General features: G+C 71.5%; 11 protein-coding genes. 8 read left to right on the forward strand and 3 right to left on the reverse strand.

Annotated features, from left to right (window positions below; all coding sequences use genetic code 11):
* Positions 1-56: 56 nt before the first annotated feature.
* On the reverse strand, positions 57-1,988 hold the full coding sequence (locus tag ACIQPR_RS20580) for a sulfatase (protein ID WP_403650298.1): 1,932 nt from the start codon (positions 1,986-1,988) through the stop codon (positions 57-59).
* 131 nt (positions 1,989-2,119) lie between these two features.
* Entirely contained in the window at positions 2,120-3,739 is a 1,620-nt protein-coding gene (locus tag ACIQPR_RS20585; RefSeq protein ID WP_403650300.1) for an acyl-CoA synthetase, read from the reverse strand.
* A 167-nt stretch (positions 3,740-3,906) separates the two neighbouring features.
* Here ACIQPR_RS20585 and ACIQPR_RS20590 point away from each other — a divergent pair, with 167 nt between their 5' ends.
* The 8 genes from ACIQPR_RS20590 (at position 3,907) to ACIQPR_RS20625 (ending at position 12,944) form a co-directional block, all read left to right on the forward strand.
* A complete protein-coding gene (locus tag ACIQPR_RS20590) occupies positions 3,907-4,707 on the forward strand; it encodes a crotonase/enoyl-CoA hydratase family protein (protein WP_403650302.1) in 801 nt (266 codons plus the stop codon).
* A 23-nt stretch (positions 4,708-4,730) separates the two neighbouring features.
* Complete coding sequence (locus tag ACIQPR_RS20595) at positions 4,731-5,681, forward strand: Zn-ribbon domain-containing OB-fold protein (RefSeq protein WP_403650303.1); 951 nt, start codon at positions 4,731-4,733, stop codon at positions 5,679-5,681.
* The gene (locus ACIQPR_RS20600; RefSeq protein ID WP_403650305.1) at positions 5,681-6,745 is read left to right on the forward strand and encodes a thiolase domain-containing protein; all 1,065 of its coding nucleotides are present in this window, start codon (positions 5,681-5,683) and stop codon (positions 6,743-6,745) included. The genes ACIQPR_RS20595 and ACIQPR_RS20600 overlap by 1 nt, the downstream gene beginning before the upstream one ends.
* A complete protein-coding gene (locus ACIQPR_RS20605; protein WP_403650307.1) occupies positions 6,742-7,908 on the forward strand; it encodes a thiolase domain-containing protein in 1,167 nt (388 codons plus the stop codon). Before ACIQPR_RS20600 ends, ACIQPR_RS20605 begins: the two co-directional genes overlap by 4 nt.
* Positions 7,909-7,990: 82 nt before the next feature.
* Positions 7,991-8,233: a DUF397 domain-containing protein gene (locus ACIQPR_RS20610; protein WP_019069076.1), complete on the forward strand. Its 243-nt coding sequence runs from the start codon at positions 7,991-7,993 to the stop codon at positions 8,231-8,233.
* A gap of 117 nt (positions 8,234-8,350) precedes the next feature.
* A complete protein-coding gene (locus ACIQPR_RS20615) occupies positions 8,351-9,271 on the forward strand; it encodes a universal stress protein (RefSeq protein WP_403650310.1) in 921 nt (306 codons plus the stop codon).
* A 143-nt stretch (positions 9,272-9,414) separates the two neighbouring features.
* Complete coding sequence (locus ACIQPR_RS20620) at positions 9,415-12,327, forward strand: ATP-binding protein (protein ID WP_403650312.1); 2,913 nt, start codon at positions 9,415-9,417, stop codon at positions 12,325-12,327.
* 119 nt (positions 12,328-12,446) lie between these two features.
* Positions 12,447-12,944 carry a hypothetical protein gene (locus ACIQPR_RS20625; protein WP_019069079.1) on the forward strand — a complete coding sequence of 166 codons (498 nt, stop codon included), beginning with the start codon at positions 12,447-12,449 and terminating at the stop codon, positions 12,942-12,944.
* Between the two features lie 7 nt (positions 12,945-12,951).
* Here the strand turns inward: ACIQPR_RS20625 and ACIQPR_RS20630 are convergent, their stop codons facing one another.
* Positions 12,952-14,922: an N-acetylmuramoyl-L-alanine amidase gene (locus ACIQPR_RS20630; protein WP_403650315.1), complete on the reverse strand. Its 1,971-nt coding sequence runs from the start codon at positions 14,920-14,922 to the stop codon at positions 12,952-12,954.
* Between the last annotated feature and the right edge of the window lie 112 nt (positions 14,923-15,034).

Below are 15,034 nucleotides of genomic sequence, written 5' to 3' on the forward strand. Positions count from 1 at the left end.
CACGGCCGACGTGTACGCCTACGAGGCGATGCGGGACGGCGTCCCGGCGGGCACCGTCACTTCGCGAAGGTCGTCATGAAGCGGTCCCGGAACTTGTCCATGCTCATCACCGGCGCGTTGTCGGCCGGCTTGAGCCCGTCCGTCCAGTTCCAGCTGGAGATCTTGTCCAGCACCTTCGGGTCGTGCGCGACGATCGTGATCGGCACGTCCCGGTCGGAGGTGCCGCCGGTGACGGTCGGGACGGGCTGGTGGTCGCCGAGGAAGACGAGCACGGTGTTCTTGTTGCCGTAGCGCTGCATCCACTGCGTCAGGCTGTCCACGGAGTACTGGATGGCCTTGCGGTACTCGGTGCGCACGCGCTTCGCGCTCTTCCAGACCTCCGTCGGGTTGGTGCCCTCCTTCTTGATCTTGTAGAAGATCGAGCCGTCCCCGAGGTCGTTCCAGGGGATGGTGTGGGCGATCGGCGACCAGGGGTTGTGGCTGGAGGCGAGGATGATCTCCGCCATGATCGGGTCGCGGTTCTTCTTGCCGTACTCCAGGTCCTCGAAGGACTGGAGGCTGAACTGGTCCGGCACCGGCGTCCAGCTGAAGTACGGGCCGTTGTAGCCGAGGTGCGTGGAGTCGTAGATGTTGTCGAGGCCGAAGTACTTGCCCTCGGGCCAGGCCTTGCGCACACCCGGGACGATGCCGACCGTGCGCCAGGCACCGGTCTTCTTGAAGTAGCTGGTGAGCGTCGCCCGGGTGCTGGTCGTCACGGTCCGGTAGCGCTGCTGGTTCTTGACCCACAGGCCGGACAGGAACGTCGAGTGGGCCAGCCAGCTGCCGGCGCCCGTCACCGGTGACCTGAGCCATCCGCTGCGCGAGGCGAAACCGGCCGCCTTCAGCCGGGCGTCGCCCGCCTTCAGCGTCGCGTCCATTTCCGGCGCCATCGTCGGATCGTCGATCGCGACCCGGCCGTAGCTCTCGATGAAGGTGAACAGCACGTCCTTGCCGCGCAGTCCGGTCAGCAGCTGGTTCGGCGGGGTCTTGGCGAAGGCGTCGACGTCGAGCTGCTTCCTGAAGACGTCGGCGTCCCCCAGCCCCTCACGGACGTACTGCACGCGGTTGGCGAGGAACGTGCTGTAGCCCTTCGTGGCGAGCGTGACGCCGCCCACCTGGAAGCTCAGCGTGAAGCACATGATCCACACGACACCCAGGACGAGCGTGGTGCGGACCGCCGTGGGGCGGTGCCTGGCCATCACGTCCGACAGCCGCACCATCGCGAGCGCGCTGCCCGCGAGCACGGCGATCAGCGCGACGATCACCCCGATGATCGCGAGCACCTCGCCCGAGCGGCCGACCGAGTCCTTCAGGAAGTCCGCCGCGTCGCTCAGCAGGACCCAGTCGAAGACCAGGTCGAACGGCCGCGCCAGGGTCTGGTAGAAGCCCATGTCGAGGCACTTCAGGACGGTCGACAGTCCGACGAACGCCCCCAGCACGACGGCCGCGATCCGCCGTGCCTTCGCGGGCAGCACGAGCAGCACGATCGCGAGGACGATCGCCTCGACCGGGAAGCGGAAGAACGACTGGATGGTGATCCGGTCCAGTCGGTCCGGCACGAGCAGCGCCACGAACAGCAGCACACCGGCCAGCACGGTCGTGCCGATCCCCACGCCCCGCGCGGTACGGGGAAAACGCGTCCGCCAGCCGAACCAGCCGGCCCGGGAGGGGAGTCGGGCCGAGCGCTCGGCGGGGTCGGCGACGGGATCGGCGGCTGAGTCGTCGGCCGAGTCGGCGGTGGGGTCCGCGGGCTCGGTCGCCTCAGTCGCTTCGCCCACCTCGGTCGCCTCGGTTGCTTCGGGCGTCTCGGGCGCGTCGACGGACTCGGTCCGCTCCGGCAGGTCCTGTTGTCCGGGAGGAGGCGCGGCGGCCTCCGTCGCCGCTGTCGAGTCGGTCTCCCCGGCGGCTTTCCGCTGTGCCGATGGGAGAGAGCGAGTGAAGAGCGGCACCCGAACGTCCTTCCGTGCTGAGCCCGGTGATGGCGTGGCGGACCTGGCCCGGGCCACCGGATCCGTCACCAGCAGTACGGTCGCACGCTACCGCCAGTTCAAACCGGGCGACGCGTTGACCTACTGTTGACTCACTGATCTGCGGCGACCGCCACCTCCCGGGCCCACCGGTAGTCCGCCTTGCCGCTCGGCGAGCGCTGGATCGAGTCCGTGATCACCAGCTGCCGGGGGATCTTGTACCCGGCGAGGTGGGAGCGGCAGTGCGTCTGGATGTCGTCCAGCGACGGCCGTACCGCACCCGCGCGCAGTTCCACGACGGCGGCCACATGATTGCCCCACCGTTGGTCCGGCACCCCGGCCACCAGCGCGTCGTAGACGTCCGGATGCGACTTGAGCGCCTGCTCGACCTCCTCCGGATACACCTTCTCCCCACCGGTGTTGATGCACTGCGAGCCACGTCCGAGCACCGTGACGACGCCGTCCTCGTCCACGGTCGCCATGTCGCCGAGCAGGACCCACCTCCTGCCGTCCTTCTCGAAGAAGGTCTCGGCGGTTTTCCCCGGGTCGTTGTAGTAGCCGAGCGGCACATGGCCGCACTGGGCGACCCGGCCGATCTCGCCGCGGGCCACCGGCTCGTGCGTGGCCGGATCGACCACCTGCGTACGGGCGTTGACCCGGATGCGGAAGGACTGCCCGGCACCGGAGTCGGCCGTGGCCGTGCCGTTGAAGCCGGACTCGGACGAGCCGTAGTTGTTCAGCAGCATGGTGTTCGGGAGCAGTTCCTGGAACTGCCGCCGTACCGTCTCCGACATGATCGCGCCCGACGAGGAGACGCTGAACATCGACGAGCAGTCGGTGCCCTTCATCGGCCCGCCCAGCGCGTCGATCAGCGGGCGCAGCATCGCGTCGCCGACCAGGGACATGCTGGTGACCTGTTCCTTCTCGACGGTCCGCAGCACCTCCTCGGGCACGAACTTGCGGTGGATCACGATGCGTTGGCCGAAGTTGAAGCCGATGAACGCGGTGAGCGTGGAGGTGCCGTGCATCAGCGGGGGAGTGGGGAAGAAGGTGATCCCGGCCCCGCCGGCCGCGACCCGCTCGGCCAACTCCTCGGGTTTCTTGACGGGTTCACCGGTCGGCGCGCCCCCGCCGAGCCCGGAGAAGAACAGGTCCTCCTGGCGCCACATCACGCCCTTGGGCATCCCGGTCGTGCCGCCGGTGTAGATGATGAACTGGTCGTCGCCCGAACGGGCCGGGAATCCCCGCTCGGGCGAGGCGGTGGCCTCGGCGTCGGTGAAGGCCACGGCCGGTACTTCCGGGGCGTCCGGGTCCGGTGTGCCCACCCGTACCAGGTGGCGGAGCCGGTCCGTGCGGGGCAGCGCGGCGGCCACCCGCTCGGTGAACTCCGTGTCGAAGACCAGCGCGACGAGGTCGGCGTCCCGGTAGAGGTACACCAACTCCTCTTCGACATAGCGGTAGTTGACGTTGACCGGCACGACCCGCGCCTTCAGGCAGCCCAGCACTGTCTGCAAGTACTCGACACCGTTGTAGAGATGGAGCCCGAGGTGCTCGCCCGGGCGTATCCCGGTGTCGATCAGATGGTGCGCCACACGGTTCGCCGCCGCGTCCAACTCCGCGTAGGTCAGGCGGCGTTCCGCGCCCGTCCCCGGGTGGTCGATGTACACGAGCGCCTCGCGGTCGGGGACCACGTCGACGACCGACTCGAACAGGTCGGCAATGTTGTACTCCACCACTCCTCCTGAGGTCGGTTCGCCGGTCATCAGAGCAAAGGGCGCGGCAACTGTGAAGGGTCCGCGCAGAAGAAATCTGACTGAGTGTCAGAAACCTCTTGTACTGGCAGGGCACCTCCTGCAACCTGTTCTCGTTCCGGAGGCGGTACGGCGACGGGAGGACGACCATGAGCGGTACGGAACACCTGACCGTGCGGCGCGAGAGCGCCACACTGGTGCTCACGCTCAACAGGCCCGAGGCGAAGAACGCGCTCTCGCTGCCGATGCTGGTCGGGCTCTACGACGGGTGGATCGAGGCCGACGCGGACGACGCGATCCGTTCGATCGTGCTGACCGGGGCGGGCGGCGCGTTCTGCGCCGGAATGGACCTCAAGGCGCTGGCCGGCAAAGGCATGGAGGGGCAGCAGTACCGGGACCGGCTCAAGGCCGACCCGGATCTGCACTGGAAGGCGATGCTGCGCCATCACCGGCCCCGCAAACCGGTGATCGCCGCCGTCGAGGGCCACTGCGTGGCCGGCGGCACGGAGATCCTCCAGGGCACCGACATCCGGGTGGCCGCCGAGTCCGCGACCTTCGGGCTGTTCGAGGTCCGGCGCGGGCTCTTCCCGATCGGCGGCTCGACCGTCCGTCTCCAGCGGCAGATTCCACGCACCCACGCCCTGGAGATGCTGCTCACCGGCCGCCCCTACAGCGCGCGGGAGGCGGCGGACATCGGCCTGGTCGGACATGTCGTCCCCGACGGCGACGCCCTCGCCAAGGCCCTGGAGATCGCCGAACTCATCAACTCCTGCGGCCCGTTGGCCGTCGAGGCGGTCAAGGCGTCGGTGTACGAGACCGCCGAGCAGACCGAGACCGACGGGCTGGCCGCCGAACTCAAGCGCGGCTGGCCGGTGTTCGACACCGCCGACGCCAAAGAGGGCGCCCGCGCCTTCGCGGAGAAGCGACCGCCCGTCTACAAGCGCGCCTGACCCTCGCAAGGAGGCAGCCCCTCATGCCCGACGTCCTCAAAGCCCCGCTCGTCCTCGAATTCCCCTTCACCCGCTCCCTCGGCCCGGTCCAGAGCGCCTTCCTCACCGGCCTGCGTGAACGGGTCGTCCTCGGGGTGCGGACCGGCGACGGCCGCACCCTCGTACCGCCCGTCGAGTACGACCCCGTCACCGCCGAGGAGATCCGCGACCTGGTCGAGGTCGCCCCCACCGGCACCGTCACCACCTGGGCCTGGAACCACGAACCCCGCCGGGGTCAGCCCCTCGACACCCCCTTCGCCTGGGTCCTGGTCCGCCTCGACGGCGCCGACACCGCCCTGCTGCACGCGCTCGACGCCCCCGGCCCCGACGCCGTCCGCACCGGAATGCGCGTCCGGGTCCGCTGGGCCGCCGAACGCACCGGCGCCATCACCGACATCGCCTGCTTCGAGCCGTACGAGGGCGAGGGCGACGGGACGCGTCAACCCGCCGATCACACGGGCGAGTTCGAGAACATGGTCACCGGCATCGTGGCCGCCGCCCGCCTCGACTACGTCTACTCGCCCGGCCGCGCCCAGACCGACTACATCCACGCGCTGTCCGAGCGGCGCACCGTCGGCGAACGCTGCCCCTCCTGCCGGAAGGTGTACGTCCCGCCCCGGGGCGCGTGCCCCACCTGTGGGGTCGCCACCTCCGAACACGTCGAGGTGGGTCCGCGCGGCACGGTCACCACGTTCTGCATCGTCAACATCAAGGCGAAGAACCTCGACATCGAGGTGCCGTACGTCTACGCGCACATCGCCCTCGACGGCGCCGACCTCGCGCTGCACGGACGGATCGGCGGCATTCCGTACGACCAGGTGCGCATGGGGCTGCGGGTCGAGGCGGTGTGGAGCGAAGGGGGCCGCTACCCGGACCACTACCGGCCGACCGGCGAGCCCGACGCGGACTACGACGCCTACAAGGAGCTGCTGTGATGCCTGGAGCCGCCGCGACCCGTGAGATCGCCGTCGTCGCCTTCGCGCAGACCGACCACCGGCGCACCACCGAGGAACAGTCCGAGGTGGAGATGCTGATGCCGGTGCTGCACGACGTCCTCGAACAGACCGGCCTCAAGACCGCCGACATCGACTTCACCTGCTCCGGCTCCAGCGACTACCTCGCCGGCCGCGCCTTCTCCTTCACCCTCGCGCTCGACGGCGTCGGCGCCTGGCCGCCGATCTCCGAGTCCCACGTGGAGATGGACGGCGCCTGGGCGCTCTACGAGGCCTGGACCAAACTCCTCACCGGCGACGCCGACACCGCCCTCGTCTACTCGTACGGCAAGTCGTCCCCCGGCTCCGTACGGGATGTCCTGACCCGGCAGCTCGACCCGTACTACGTCGCCCCGCTGTGGCCGGACTCCGTCGCCCTGGCCGCCCTCCAGGCTCAGGCCCTCATCGACGCGGGCGACACCGACGAGCCCGCGCTCGCCGCCGTGGCCGCCCGCAGCCGCACCGACGCGAGCGCCAACTCCCATGCCCAGGTGCGCGGTTCGGTACCGCAGGGGGAGTACGTCGTACGGCCGCTGCGGACCGGTGACTGTCCGCCGAGCGGGGACGGGGCCGCCGCCGTGATCCTCGCGGCCGGGGACCGGGCCCGCGAACTGTGCGAACGGCCCGCCTGGATCAGGGGGATCGACCACCGCATCGAGGCACACGGCCTGGGCGTACGGGAGTTGACCGACTCGCCGTCCGCGCGGCTCGCCGCCGAGCGGGCCGGGGCGTTCGAACGGCCCGTGGACACCGCCGAGTTGCACGCGCCGTTCACCGCGCAGGAGGTCGTCCTGCGCAAGGCGCTGCGGCTGGGGGACGAGGTGCGCGTCAATCCGTCCGGGGGAGCCCTCGCCGCGAACCCCGTCATGGCCGCCGGGCTGATCCGCATCGGCGAGGCCGCCGCCCGTATCCACCGGGGCGAGTCCGACCGGGCCCTCGCCCACGCCACCTCCGGTCCCTGTCTGCAACAGAACCTGGTCGCCGTACTCGAAGGGGATCCGCGATGAGCAAGGAGCCCGTGGCCGTCGTAGGGGTCGGCCAGACCAAGCACGTCGCCGCGCGGAGGGACGTGTCGATCGCGGGGCTGGTGCGGGAGGCGGCCCGGCGGGCGCTGGACGACGCCGAGCTGACGTGGGCCGACATCGACGCCGTGGTCATCGGGAAGGCGCCCGACTTCTTCGAGGGCGTCATGATGCCCGAGCTGTACCTCGCCGACGCGCTGGGGGCCGTGGGCAAGCCCATGCTGCGGGTGCACACCGCCGGATCGGTGGGCGGCTCGACCGCGCTGGTCGCCGCGAACCTAGTCGCGGCCCGCGTGCACGGCACGGTCCTCACCCTCGCCTTCGAGAAGCAGTCCGAGTCGAACGCCATGTGGGGACTGTCCCTGCCGATCCCCTTCCAGCAGCCGCTGCTCGCGGGCGCGGGCGGCTTCTTCGCCCCCCATGTGCGCGCCTACATGCGGCGCACCGGAGCACCCGACACGGTGGGCTCCCTGGTGGCGTACAAGGACCGGCGCAACGCGCTGAAGAACCCGTACGCCCATCTCCACGAGCACGACATCACGCTGGAGAAGGTCCAGGCCTCGCCGATGCTGTGGGACCCGATCCGCTACTCGGAGACCTGCCCCTCCTCGGACGGCGCCTGCGCGATGGTCCTCACCGACCGGGCGGGCGCGGCCCGCGCGCCGCGTCCGGCGGCCTGGATGCACGGGGGCGCGATGCGCAGCGAACCCACCCTGTTCGCCGGCAAGGACTGTGTGTCACCGCAGGCCGGCAAGGACTGCGCGGCCGACGTGTACCGGCAGGCGGGCATCGCCGATCCGCGCCGGGAGATCGACGCCGTGGAGATGTACGTGCCGTTCTCGTGGTACGAGCCGATGTGGCTGGAGAACCTCGGATTCGCCGAGGAGGGAGAAGGTTGGAAGCTCACGGAATCGGGGGTGACCGAACTGGACGGCGACCTTCCCGTGAACATGTCAGGAGGGGTGCTCTCGACCAATCCGATCGGCGCCTCCGGCATGATCCGCTTCGCGGAGGCCGCCCTCCAGGTGCGCGGCCAGGCCGGAGAACACCAGGTGGAAGGGGCCCGGCGGGTGCTCGGACACGCCTATGGCGGCGGCTCCCAGTTCTTCTCGATGTGGCTCGTGGGCAGTGAACCCCCCACCTCCTGAAAGGTCCCCCTCACGTGGCCTGTCGGCATCAGAAACCGATCGCTAGGCTGGCCGCGGACGACGAACCGGGAGGAGCACGGACGTGGCCGAGAGCACCATCCAGCAGCACCCGCTCGCGGGCTGGGACAAGCCGGAGCTGGACCTCAGTGACGCCGAGTGGCATTCAGGCAGCCGTGGACTGGGGGATGTCCAGATCGCCTTTGTCGAGGGATTCATCGCGATGCGCAACAGTGGCCGCCCGGAAAGCCCTTCCTTGATCTTCACACCCGCGGAATGGGGCGCGTTCGTGTCGGGGGCACGGGAAGGGGAGTTCGACCTGACGTGAAGGGCGTTCCGCCTGATTTTCCGGACACGCGACCTTGAGACCCCTTCCGGAGCCGGCGCCTGAGCCAGGCTGGCCCCGGAGGGGAAGGTCCCGACACTCCGGAGGTGAGGAACCCCCATGAGCGCCCCCAAGAGCATCCCGCCGGTCATCGCGGCGGTCGACGGTTCGGACGACAGCCTGCGCGCCCTGGACTGGGCCCTCGACGCCGCCCGCCGGCGCGCCGCGCCGCTGCGGGTCGTCCACGTCCGGCAGTACGCCGCCGCCTGGACACCGCCCGGCGCCCTGGTCGCCGGACCACCGGAACGGGACGAGGACGACCACGTGCTCGCCCAGGTCCGCGCCCGCCTCGACGGGCGCCCCGAGCGGCCCGCCATGGAGTACCTCGGGGTGCAGGGCGCGCCGGGTGCCGTACTGCCCGAACTCGGCGCGGGCGCACAGCTGTTGGTCCTCGGCTCGCGAGGCCGCGGCGGCTTCGCGAGCCTGCTGCTCGGCTCCAACGGCATGGCCGCGGCCCGGGACGCCGACTGCCCCGTCGTGGTCGTGCCCCGGCCCGGACGCGAGGTCCACGGGGAGATTTCCGCCGGGCCCGGACCCCGGGTCGTCGTCGGCCTGCACGTCGACAGCCCCGACGACACCACCCTCGCCTTCGCCTTCGCGGAGGCCGCGCTGCGCGGCGCCCGGCTCCAGGTCGTCGCCGCCTACCCGTGGCCGCCGCAGGCCTGGGCGGCGGTGGGAGAACTCGTGCCGCCGGTCCTCGACCCGGACGCGATCGAGGACGAGACCCGCGTCCTCACCGAATCCCTCCTCGCCCCGCACCGCGAGGACCACCCGGACGTCAGCGTCGAACCGTACGTCGCGCCGGGTGACGCGGCCGGCCACCTCGTCGCCGCCTCCGGCGGCGCGGACCTCGTCGTCGTGGGCCGCCACCGCAGGCGCCTGCTCTCCCCGGCCCGGCTGATCGGCTCGGTCACCCAGGCGGTGCTGCTGCACGCGGCGAGCCCCGTCGCCGTGGTACCGCCCACCGCCCTGGAGGAATGAGGCCCGTCCACCGGAAACCGGTCGGTACGCCTTCTCCGACAACCGGGTCGCGGAACCCCCGAAGAGCGTACGCTGAGGTCCCTGTAGCTCACGGTACGCGTTCGCTCCCCGCGCGGACGCACCACCGTGGCAGGGGGTATGGGATGGGACAGCGGAGCGCGCGCGGCAACCGGACGCTCTTCGAACGGGAGGGTGAACTCACCGCCGTCGACGAGGCGTTGGGCGAACTCACCGGCCTGCGCACGGACGGCGCCGAGCCGGGACACCGGCCTCGCGGTGCCCTGCTCGCCTTCGCGGGACGGGCCGGCATCGGCAAGACCACCCTCCTCACCGAGGTGCGCCGCCGTGCCGCCGCGCAGGGCTGCACCGTGCTCTCCGCGCGCGGCGGCGACCAGGAACAGCGCGTCGCCTTCCACGTCGCCCGCCAGCTGCTGCAACCGCAGTTCGCCGGCTCCGCCGACGCCGATCTCCGCGCCGCGCTGGGGAGTTGGTACGACATCGTCGGCCCCGCCCTCGGGCTGCGCGCCCCCACCGAAGGCTCCCCGCCCGACCAGCAGGGCCTGCGCGACGGCCTCGACTGGGTGCTCACCCACCTCGCGGTGAAGCGGGCCCCGATGGTCCTGGTCCTCGACGACGCGCACTGGGCCGACCCCGAATCCCTGGGCTGGCTGGCCGCGTTCGCACCCCGCGCCGAACAACTCCCGCTGCTGGTCGTCGTCGCCTACCGGCCAGACGAACTCCCCGACCACGCCGAGTCGTTCAGGGGACTGCCCGGCCGGGCCGGCGGCCGTCCCCTCGACCTGGAACCGCTCAGCGCGGACGCCGTCGCGGGCCTGGTGCGCGAGACGCTCGGCGAGCGCGCCGACGACGTGTTCTGCCGGGAGTGCTGGGTGGTCACCGCCGGCAACCCGTTCGAGACCGTGGAACTCACCGCCAAGATCCACGACCGGGGCCTGACCCCCACCGAGTCCGGCGCCCACCTGCTGCGCGATCTCGCCGCCGCCGTCAAGGGCAGCGGACTCATCAGCCGTCTCGAACGCCTCGGCACCTCGACCGTCCGCTTCGCCTGGGCCTGCGCGGTCCTCGGCACCGAGACCCGTCCCGCGCTCGCCGCCGCCGTCGCCGGACTCGGCCACGAGGAGGCCGCCGACGCCGCCGACGCGCTGCGCGGCGCCCGCATCCTCACCGGCACGCCGACCGTCGCGGGCACCCTCGAATTCGTCCACCCGCTCATCGCCACCGCCGTCTACCGGGCCATCCAGCCGAGCGTCCGCGTGGCCCTGCACGGCCAGGCCGCCTGGTGCGTCATCAACGACGGACAGGGTCCCTCCGCCGCCGCCCGCCACCTCATGGAGACCCACCCCGACGGCGACAACTGGGTCGTCCAGCAGCTCCGCGCGGCAGCGGGCGAGACCCTGCGCGCGGGCGCCCCCGACACGGCCCGCAGCTACCTCGCCCGCGCCCTGCGCGAACCCCCGCCCTTCGACGACCGGGCCGCCGTCCTCTACGAACTGGGCAGCGCCTCCCTCCTCACCGAACCGGCGACCACCGTCAACCATCTGCGGGCCGCGCTCGAAGAGCCGATCAGCGACGCGGGCCTGCGGCAGAACATCGTCTACCGGCTCTCCCAGGTCCTCGCCCACAGCGACCGCCTCGCCGAGGCCTCCGACACCCTCGCCCGCGAGATCCGTGTCACCGACGACGCCCGGGTCAAACTCCGCATGCTCTCCGAGCAGTTCATGTGGGACGCCTTCCGCGCCGACGAACCCGACCACCCCTCGCGCTCCCGCCGGCTCACCAAACTCGCCGACCGCCTCAAGGGCCGCGACCTCACCGAGCGGTACATCATCGGCCTGCGCACCTGGGACGCCGTACTGCGCGGCGAACCCGCGCAGGTGGCCCTCCAGCACGCCGAGCGCGCGCTCGAAGGCGGACTCGGCTGGGCGGAGGCCGACCGCGGCTTCGAAGTACCGGTCCTGGTGGCCCTCGCCCACATGTACTGCGACCGGCCCGGCCGGGCCGAGGAACTCTTCGCCACCGGCATCGCCGACTTCGAGCAACAGGGCTGGCGCGGCGCCCACTTGGCCTTCGGCTACACCCTCCTCGGCTACCTCCGCTACCGGCGCGGCCGGCTCGCCGAGGCCGAGGACTTCGCCCGCGCGGGCCTGCGCCTCGCCGAGCGGGTCGGCCCCGGCACCCCCGTCTACTGGTACGGCACCGGCATCCTCATCGAGGTCCTGCTCGCCCGCGGCCGGGTCGCCGAGGCGGCCCGGCTCGCCGAGGACCACGCGTTCGCGGAACCCTTCCCGGCCGCCGTCGTCTTCCCGGACGCCCAGACCGTGTACGGCGAACTGCTGCTGGCACGCGGCCTCACCCAGCAAGCGGCCGAGGAACTGTCCGCGGCGGGCCGCCGCCTCGACCCGCGCGGCATCCGCAACCCCGCGTGGTGCCCCTGGCAGCTCCACCTGGCCCGCGCCGAGCGCCACGACACCCCCGAACGGGCAATCGCCACCGCGCACGAAGCGGTCGCCCGCGCCCGCCTGTTCGGCACCCCCTCCGCCATCGGCCAGGCGCTGCGCGTCGCCGCCGAGGTCTCCTCCGGCGCGGACCGGGCCAAGCTCCTGGAGGAGTCCGTCACGCACCTCGAACGCTCCCCGGCCGCCTACGAGTTGGCGTGCGCCCTGGTCGCCCTCGGCACCGAACTCCGCCGCACCGGCCGCTCCGCGGAGGCCGCCGAATACCTCTACCGAGGCCTCGACACAGCCGTCCAGTGCGGCGCGGACGGCCTCGCCGACACCACCCGCGCCGAACTGGCCGCCGCCGGCCTGCGCCCCCGCCGCCTCCACAGCACCGAGACCGACACCCTCACCACCGACGAACGCACGGCCGCGACCCTGGCCGCGCACGGCAGCACCGACCAGGAGATCGCCGTAGAACTCGACACGGACGAACAGACGGCGGTACGGCTGCTCTCGGCGGCCTACCAGAAACTGGGCACGGACCGCACAGGCCTGGCAACGGCACTGATCAAACAGGCGCGGGCTCGAACCCCCTAGGGGCGCGGGGCCGTGTCGACATGCGGCTCCGCCGCGTGGGCGCGCCCAGCCCCCCACCCGCACTGAACGACGCACCCACCACGGCTCCACCGCCGGACGGCACCCCGTACCATGGCCCCATGTCGTTCCTCCGCCGCCGCAGCGCCACCCCTGCCGGCCCCGAATTCGATGTGCTGGCCATGGACCCGGGCGACTGGCCCGGCAACCTCGGCGCCGGTCTGCTGCCCGCCCCCGACGGCACCTGCCAGGGCGTGTTCCTGCGGTACGACCTGTTCGGGGGCCGGGGCCCCGCGATGGTCATCGGAAACCTCCCGGAGGGCTCCCCGGCCCGTGACGTGGCCGAGGACGAGGTCCCCTTCGAGGTCGCGCAACTGCTCCTCGCGCTGGAGAACGACGAGGAGGTGACCGTCGTCGGCACCGAGGACATGCCGGTGATGCAGGGCGACAACCTGCTGATCGTGCGCCGCCTCAAGCTCTCCGAGAGCCGGATCTCCTGCGTCCAGTTCGACCGCAGCGACAACGTCCTGGTCACCATCGCCGCCTGGGACCGCCCCATCACCGACGACCTCTACGCCCTGCTGAAACCGCTCCCGGCGGAACTCTTCCAGCAGGGCTGAGGCCCGGCTACCGGCCCGACCGCGCCACCGTCACATCGGCGGCCCGCACGAACTCCACGCGGTGCCCGTACTGGATCTCGTAGTAGAGATCCTTTCCTACGACGACCTTGTGCGTGTCGGTGGCGAAGGTGACCGCGTAGTAGTACTCACCGGGCACCTTGCCGCCGACCACGTACTTCTGGCCCTTGGGCAGTGTGTACGGCAGCGGGGACACCGCCTGGACGGGCACGCCCGCCGGATAGGCCGAGGCCTCCGGGTAGGCGCGGCCGTAGACCGGGACGCTGTCGAGACCGGCCTTCGGCGTGATCACCCAGCCCGCCGCCGGGACCGCCGTCGGGTGCTTCCTCGGGTTCTTGAACCAGGCCTCCTGGCCCAGGTACCAGATCGCGGTCCAGTCGCCGGAACGGTCCGCCACCGCGTACTGCTGGCCGGTGGACACCCGCGAGGAGAGGTCGTTGACGCCGGTGGTCGGGGTCGTCCCGAGGCCGACGTCCTTGATCAGCGGGTAGCTCTCGCCGGGCCCGGAGTACAGCCGCACCTCGCTCGAACCGTGCGCCGCGCACGGCTGGCCCGCGGTGACGCAGCCCGTGTACACCGGCTGGTTGGCGGTGTAGTCGGGGAGGACCGTGACCAGGCCGCCGCCCTTCTTCGCGGTCTGCCGGAACGGGTGGCCGAGCAGGGCGAAGTAGTGCGCCCAGTCCCAGAACGGGCCCGGGTCCGTGTGCATCCCGGGGATGTTGGAGGTGGTCGGCCCCGGCACGTTGTCGTGGCCGAGGATGTGCTGCCGGTCCAGCGGGATGCCGTACTTCGTCGTCAGGTACTTCACCAGACGGGCCGACGAACGGTACATCGCCTCCGTGTACCAGGCGTCCGGCGCGGCGAGGAAGCCCTCGTGCTCGATGCCGATCGACTTGGCGTTGATGTACCAGTTGCCCGCGTGCCAGGCCACGTCCTTGGCCTTCACATGCTGGGCGATCAGACCGTCGCTGGAGCGGATCGTGTAGTTCCACGACACATAGGTGGGGTCCTGGACCAGGTTCAGGACACCCTCCCACTGGCCTTCCGTGTCATGGATGACGATGTACTTGATGCTCTGCGACGCGGGCCGGTCGCCCAGGTCGTGGTTGCCGTAGTCGTTGTCCCCGAACTGGGCGTACGGCGCCGGGATCCACTCGCAGGACACCTTCTTCGGGCACTCCGTGCCGTCGGCCGACATGGCACGCAGCCCGGTCTTTGCCAACTGCGCGGTGTCGGGGGCGAGTTCGGGCTGTGCGGCCAGGGCGACCCGCTGCCCGGCGTCCGTGGTGCGCTCCTCGCCGGAGTGGATGACGTCGAAGACATCGTTGGCATAGGCGGCTGCCGTCGCGCTGTCGTCCGCGCCGGAGAAGCGCGCGATCGCGCCGTACCACTGGGCGGGGTCGGTGCTCAGCGGCTCGCCCAGGCCCTGCTGCGCGTCGGCCAGCAGGGCGGCACCGCCCGCGACGTTCGCGCTCTCGTCGCCGCGGAGTTCGGCCGCCGGAAGTCCGGTCAGCTCGGCCGCCTTCGTCAACGTCCGTAGCCGGGCCGGGAGTTGGGAGTTCGTAGGGATCTTCACCCGGGGGTGCAGGGCCGGGCGGGCGCCGTCGCCGCGGGCGTCCTCGGTGCCTTCGCTCAGGTGCTCCGTGGTGGCGAGCGCGGTGCGCGCGTCCGTGAGGTGCATCGGGCCGTAGCCGCCGGTCACGCTCGGCGCTCCGCCGTGGGTGTCCCAGCGGGACTGGAGATAGGAGACGGCGAGCAGCACGGTCTGCGGCACGTGGTACTCGGCGGACGCCGAGGCGAAGGCGCGCTGGAGGGTCGAGGCGGCGGAGCCGGTGGCGTCCGGGGCGGGGGCCGCGCCCAGCAGGGGCAGCAGCAGGGCGGCGGTGGCGAGCGCGCCGGCGGTGGTGCGCGCGCGTCTGTGCCCGGGAGCGCGGGTGGGGTCGGTCGAGGATCCTCGCAATGCAGCCTCCTGGGACGGTGGGGTGTGACGATCCGTTCGGGGCCGGGCGTGCGTCAGTGGTACCGGCTGGCCGACGATCCGTCAATCATGCCCAGAGGGAGGCGAATTCCCT

It is taken from the genome of Streptomyces sp. NPDC091280 (assembly GCF_044768565.1).
In the GTDB taxonomy this organism is placed as follows: domain Bacteria; phylum Actinomycetota; class Actinomycetes; order Streptomycetales; family Streptomycetaceae; genus Streptomyces.

What these genes read in the sequence shown, in the direction of transcription:
- ACIQPR_RS20625 (WP_019069079.1), top strand. Translation starts at nt 12,447, where the DNA reads ATGTCGTTCCTCCGCCGCCGCAGCGCCACCCCTGCCGGCCCCGAATTC.
- ACIQPR_RS20600 (WP_403650305.1), top strand. Translation starts at nt 5,681, where the DNA reads ATGCCTGGAGCCGCCGCGACCCGTGAGATCGCCGTCGTCGCCTTCGCG.
- ACIQPR_RS20590 (WP_403650302.1), top strand. Translation starts at nt 3,907, where the DNA reads ATGAGCGGTACGGAACACCTGACCGTGCGGCGCGAGAGCGCCACACTG.
- ACIQPR_RS20605 (WP_403650307.1), top strand. Translation starts at nt 6,742, where the DNA reads ATGAGCAAGGAGCCCGTGGCCGTCGTAGGGGTCGGCCAGACCAAGCAC.
- ACIQPR_RS20595 (WP_403650303.1), top strand. Translation starts at nt 4,731, where the DNA reads ATGCCCGACGTCCTCAAAGCCCCGCTCGTCCTCGAATTCCCCTTCACC.
- ACIQPR_RS20620 (WP_403650312.1), top strand. Translation starts at nt 9,415, where the DNA reads ATGGGACAGCGGAGCGCGCGCGGCAACCGGACGCTCTTCGAACGGGAG.
- ACIQPR_RS20615 (WP_403650310.1), top strand. Translation starts at nt 8,351, where the DNA reads ATGAGCGCCCCCAAGAGCATCCCGCCGGTCATCGCGGCGGTCGACGGT.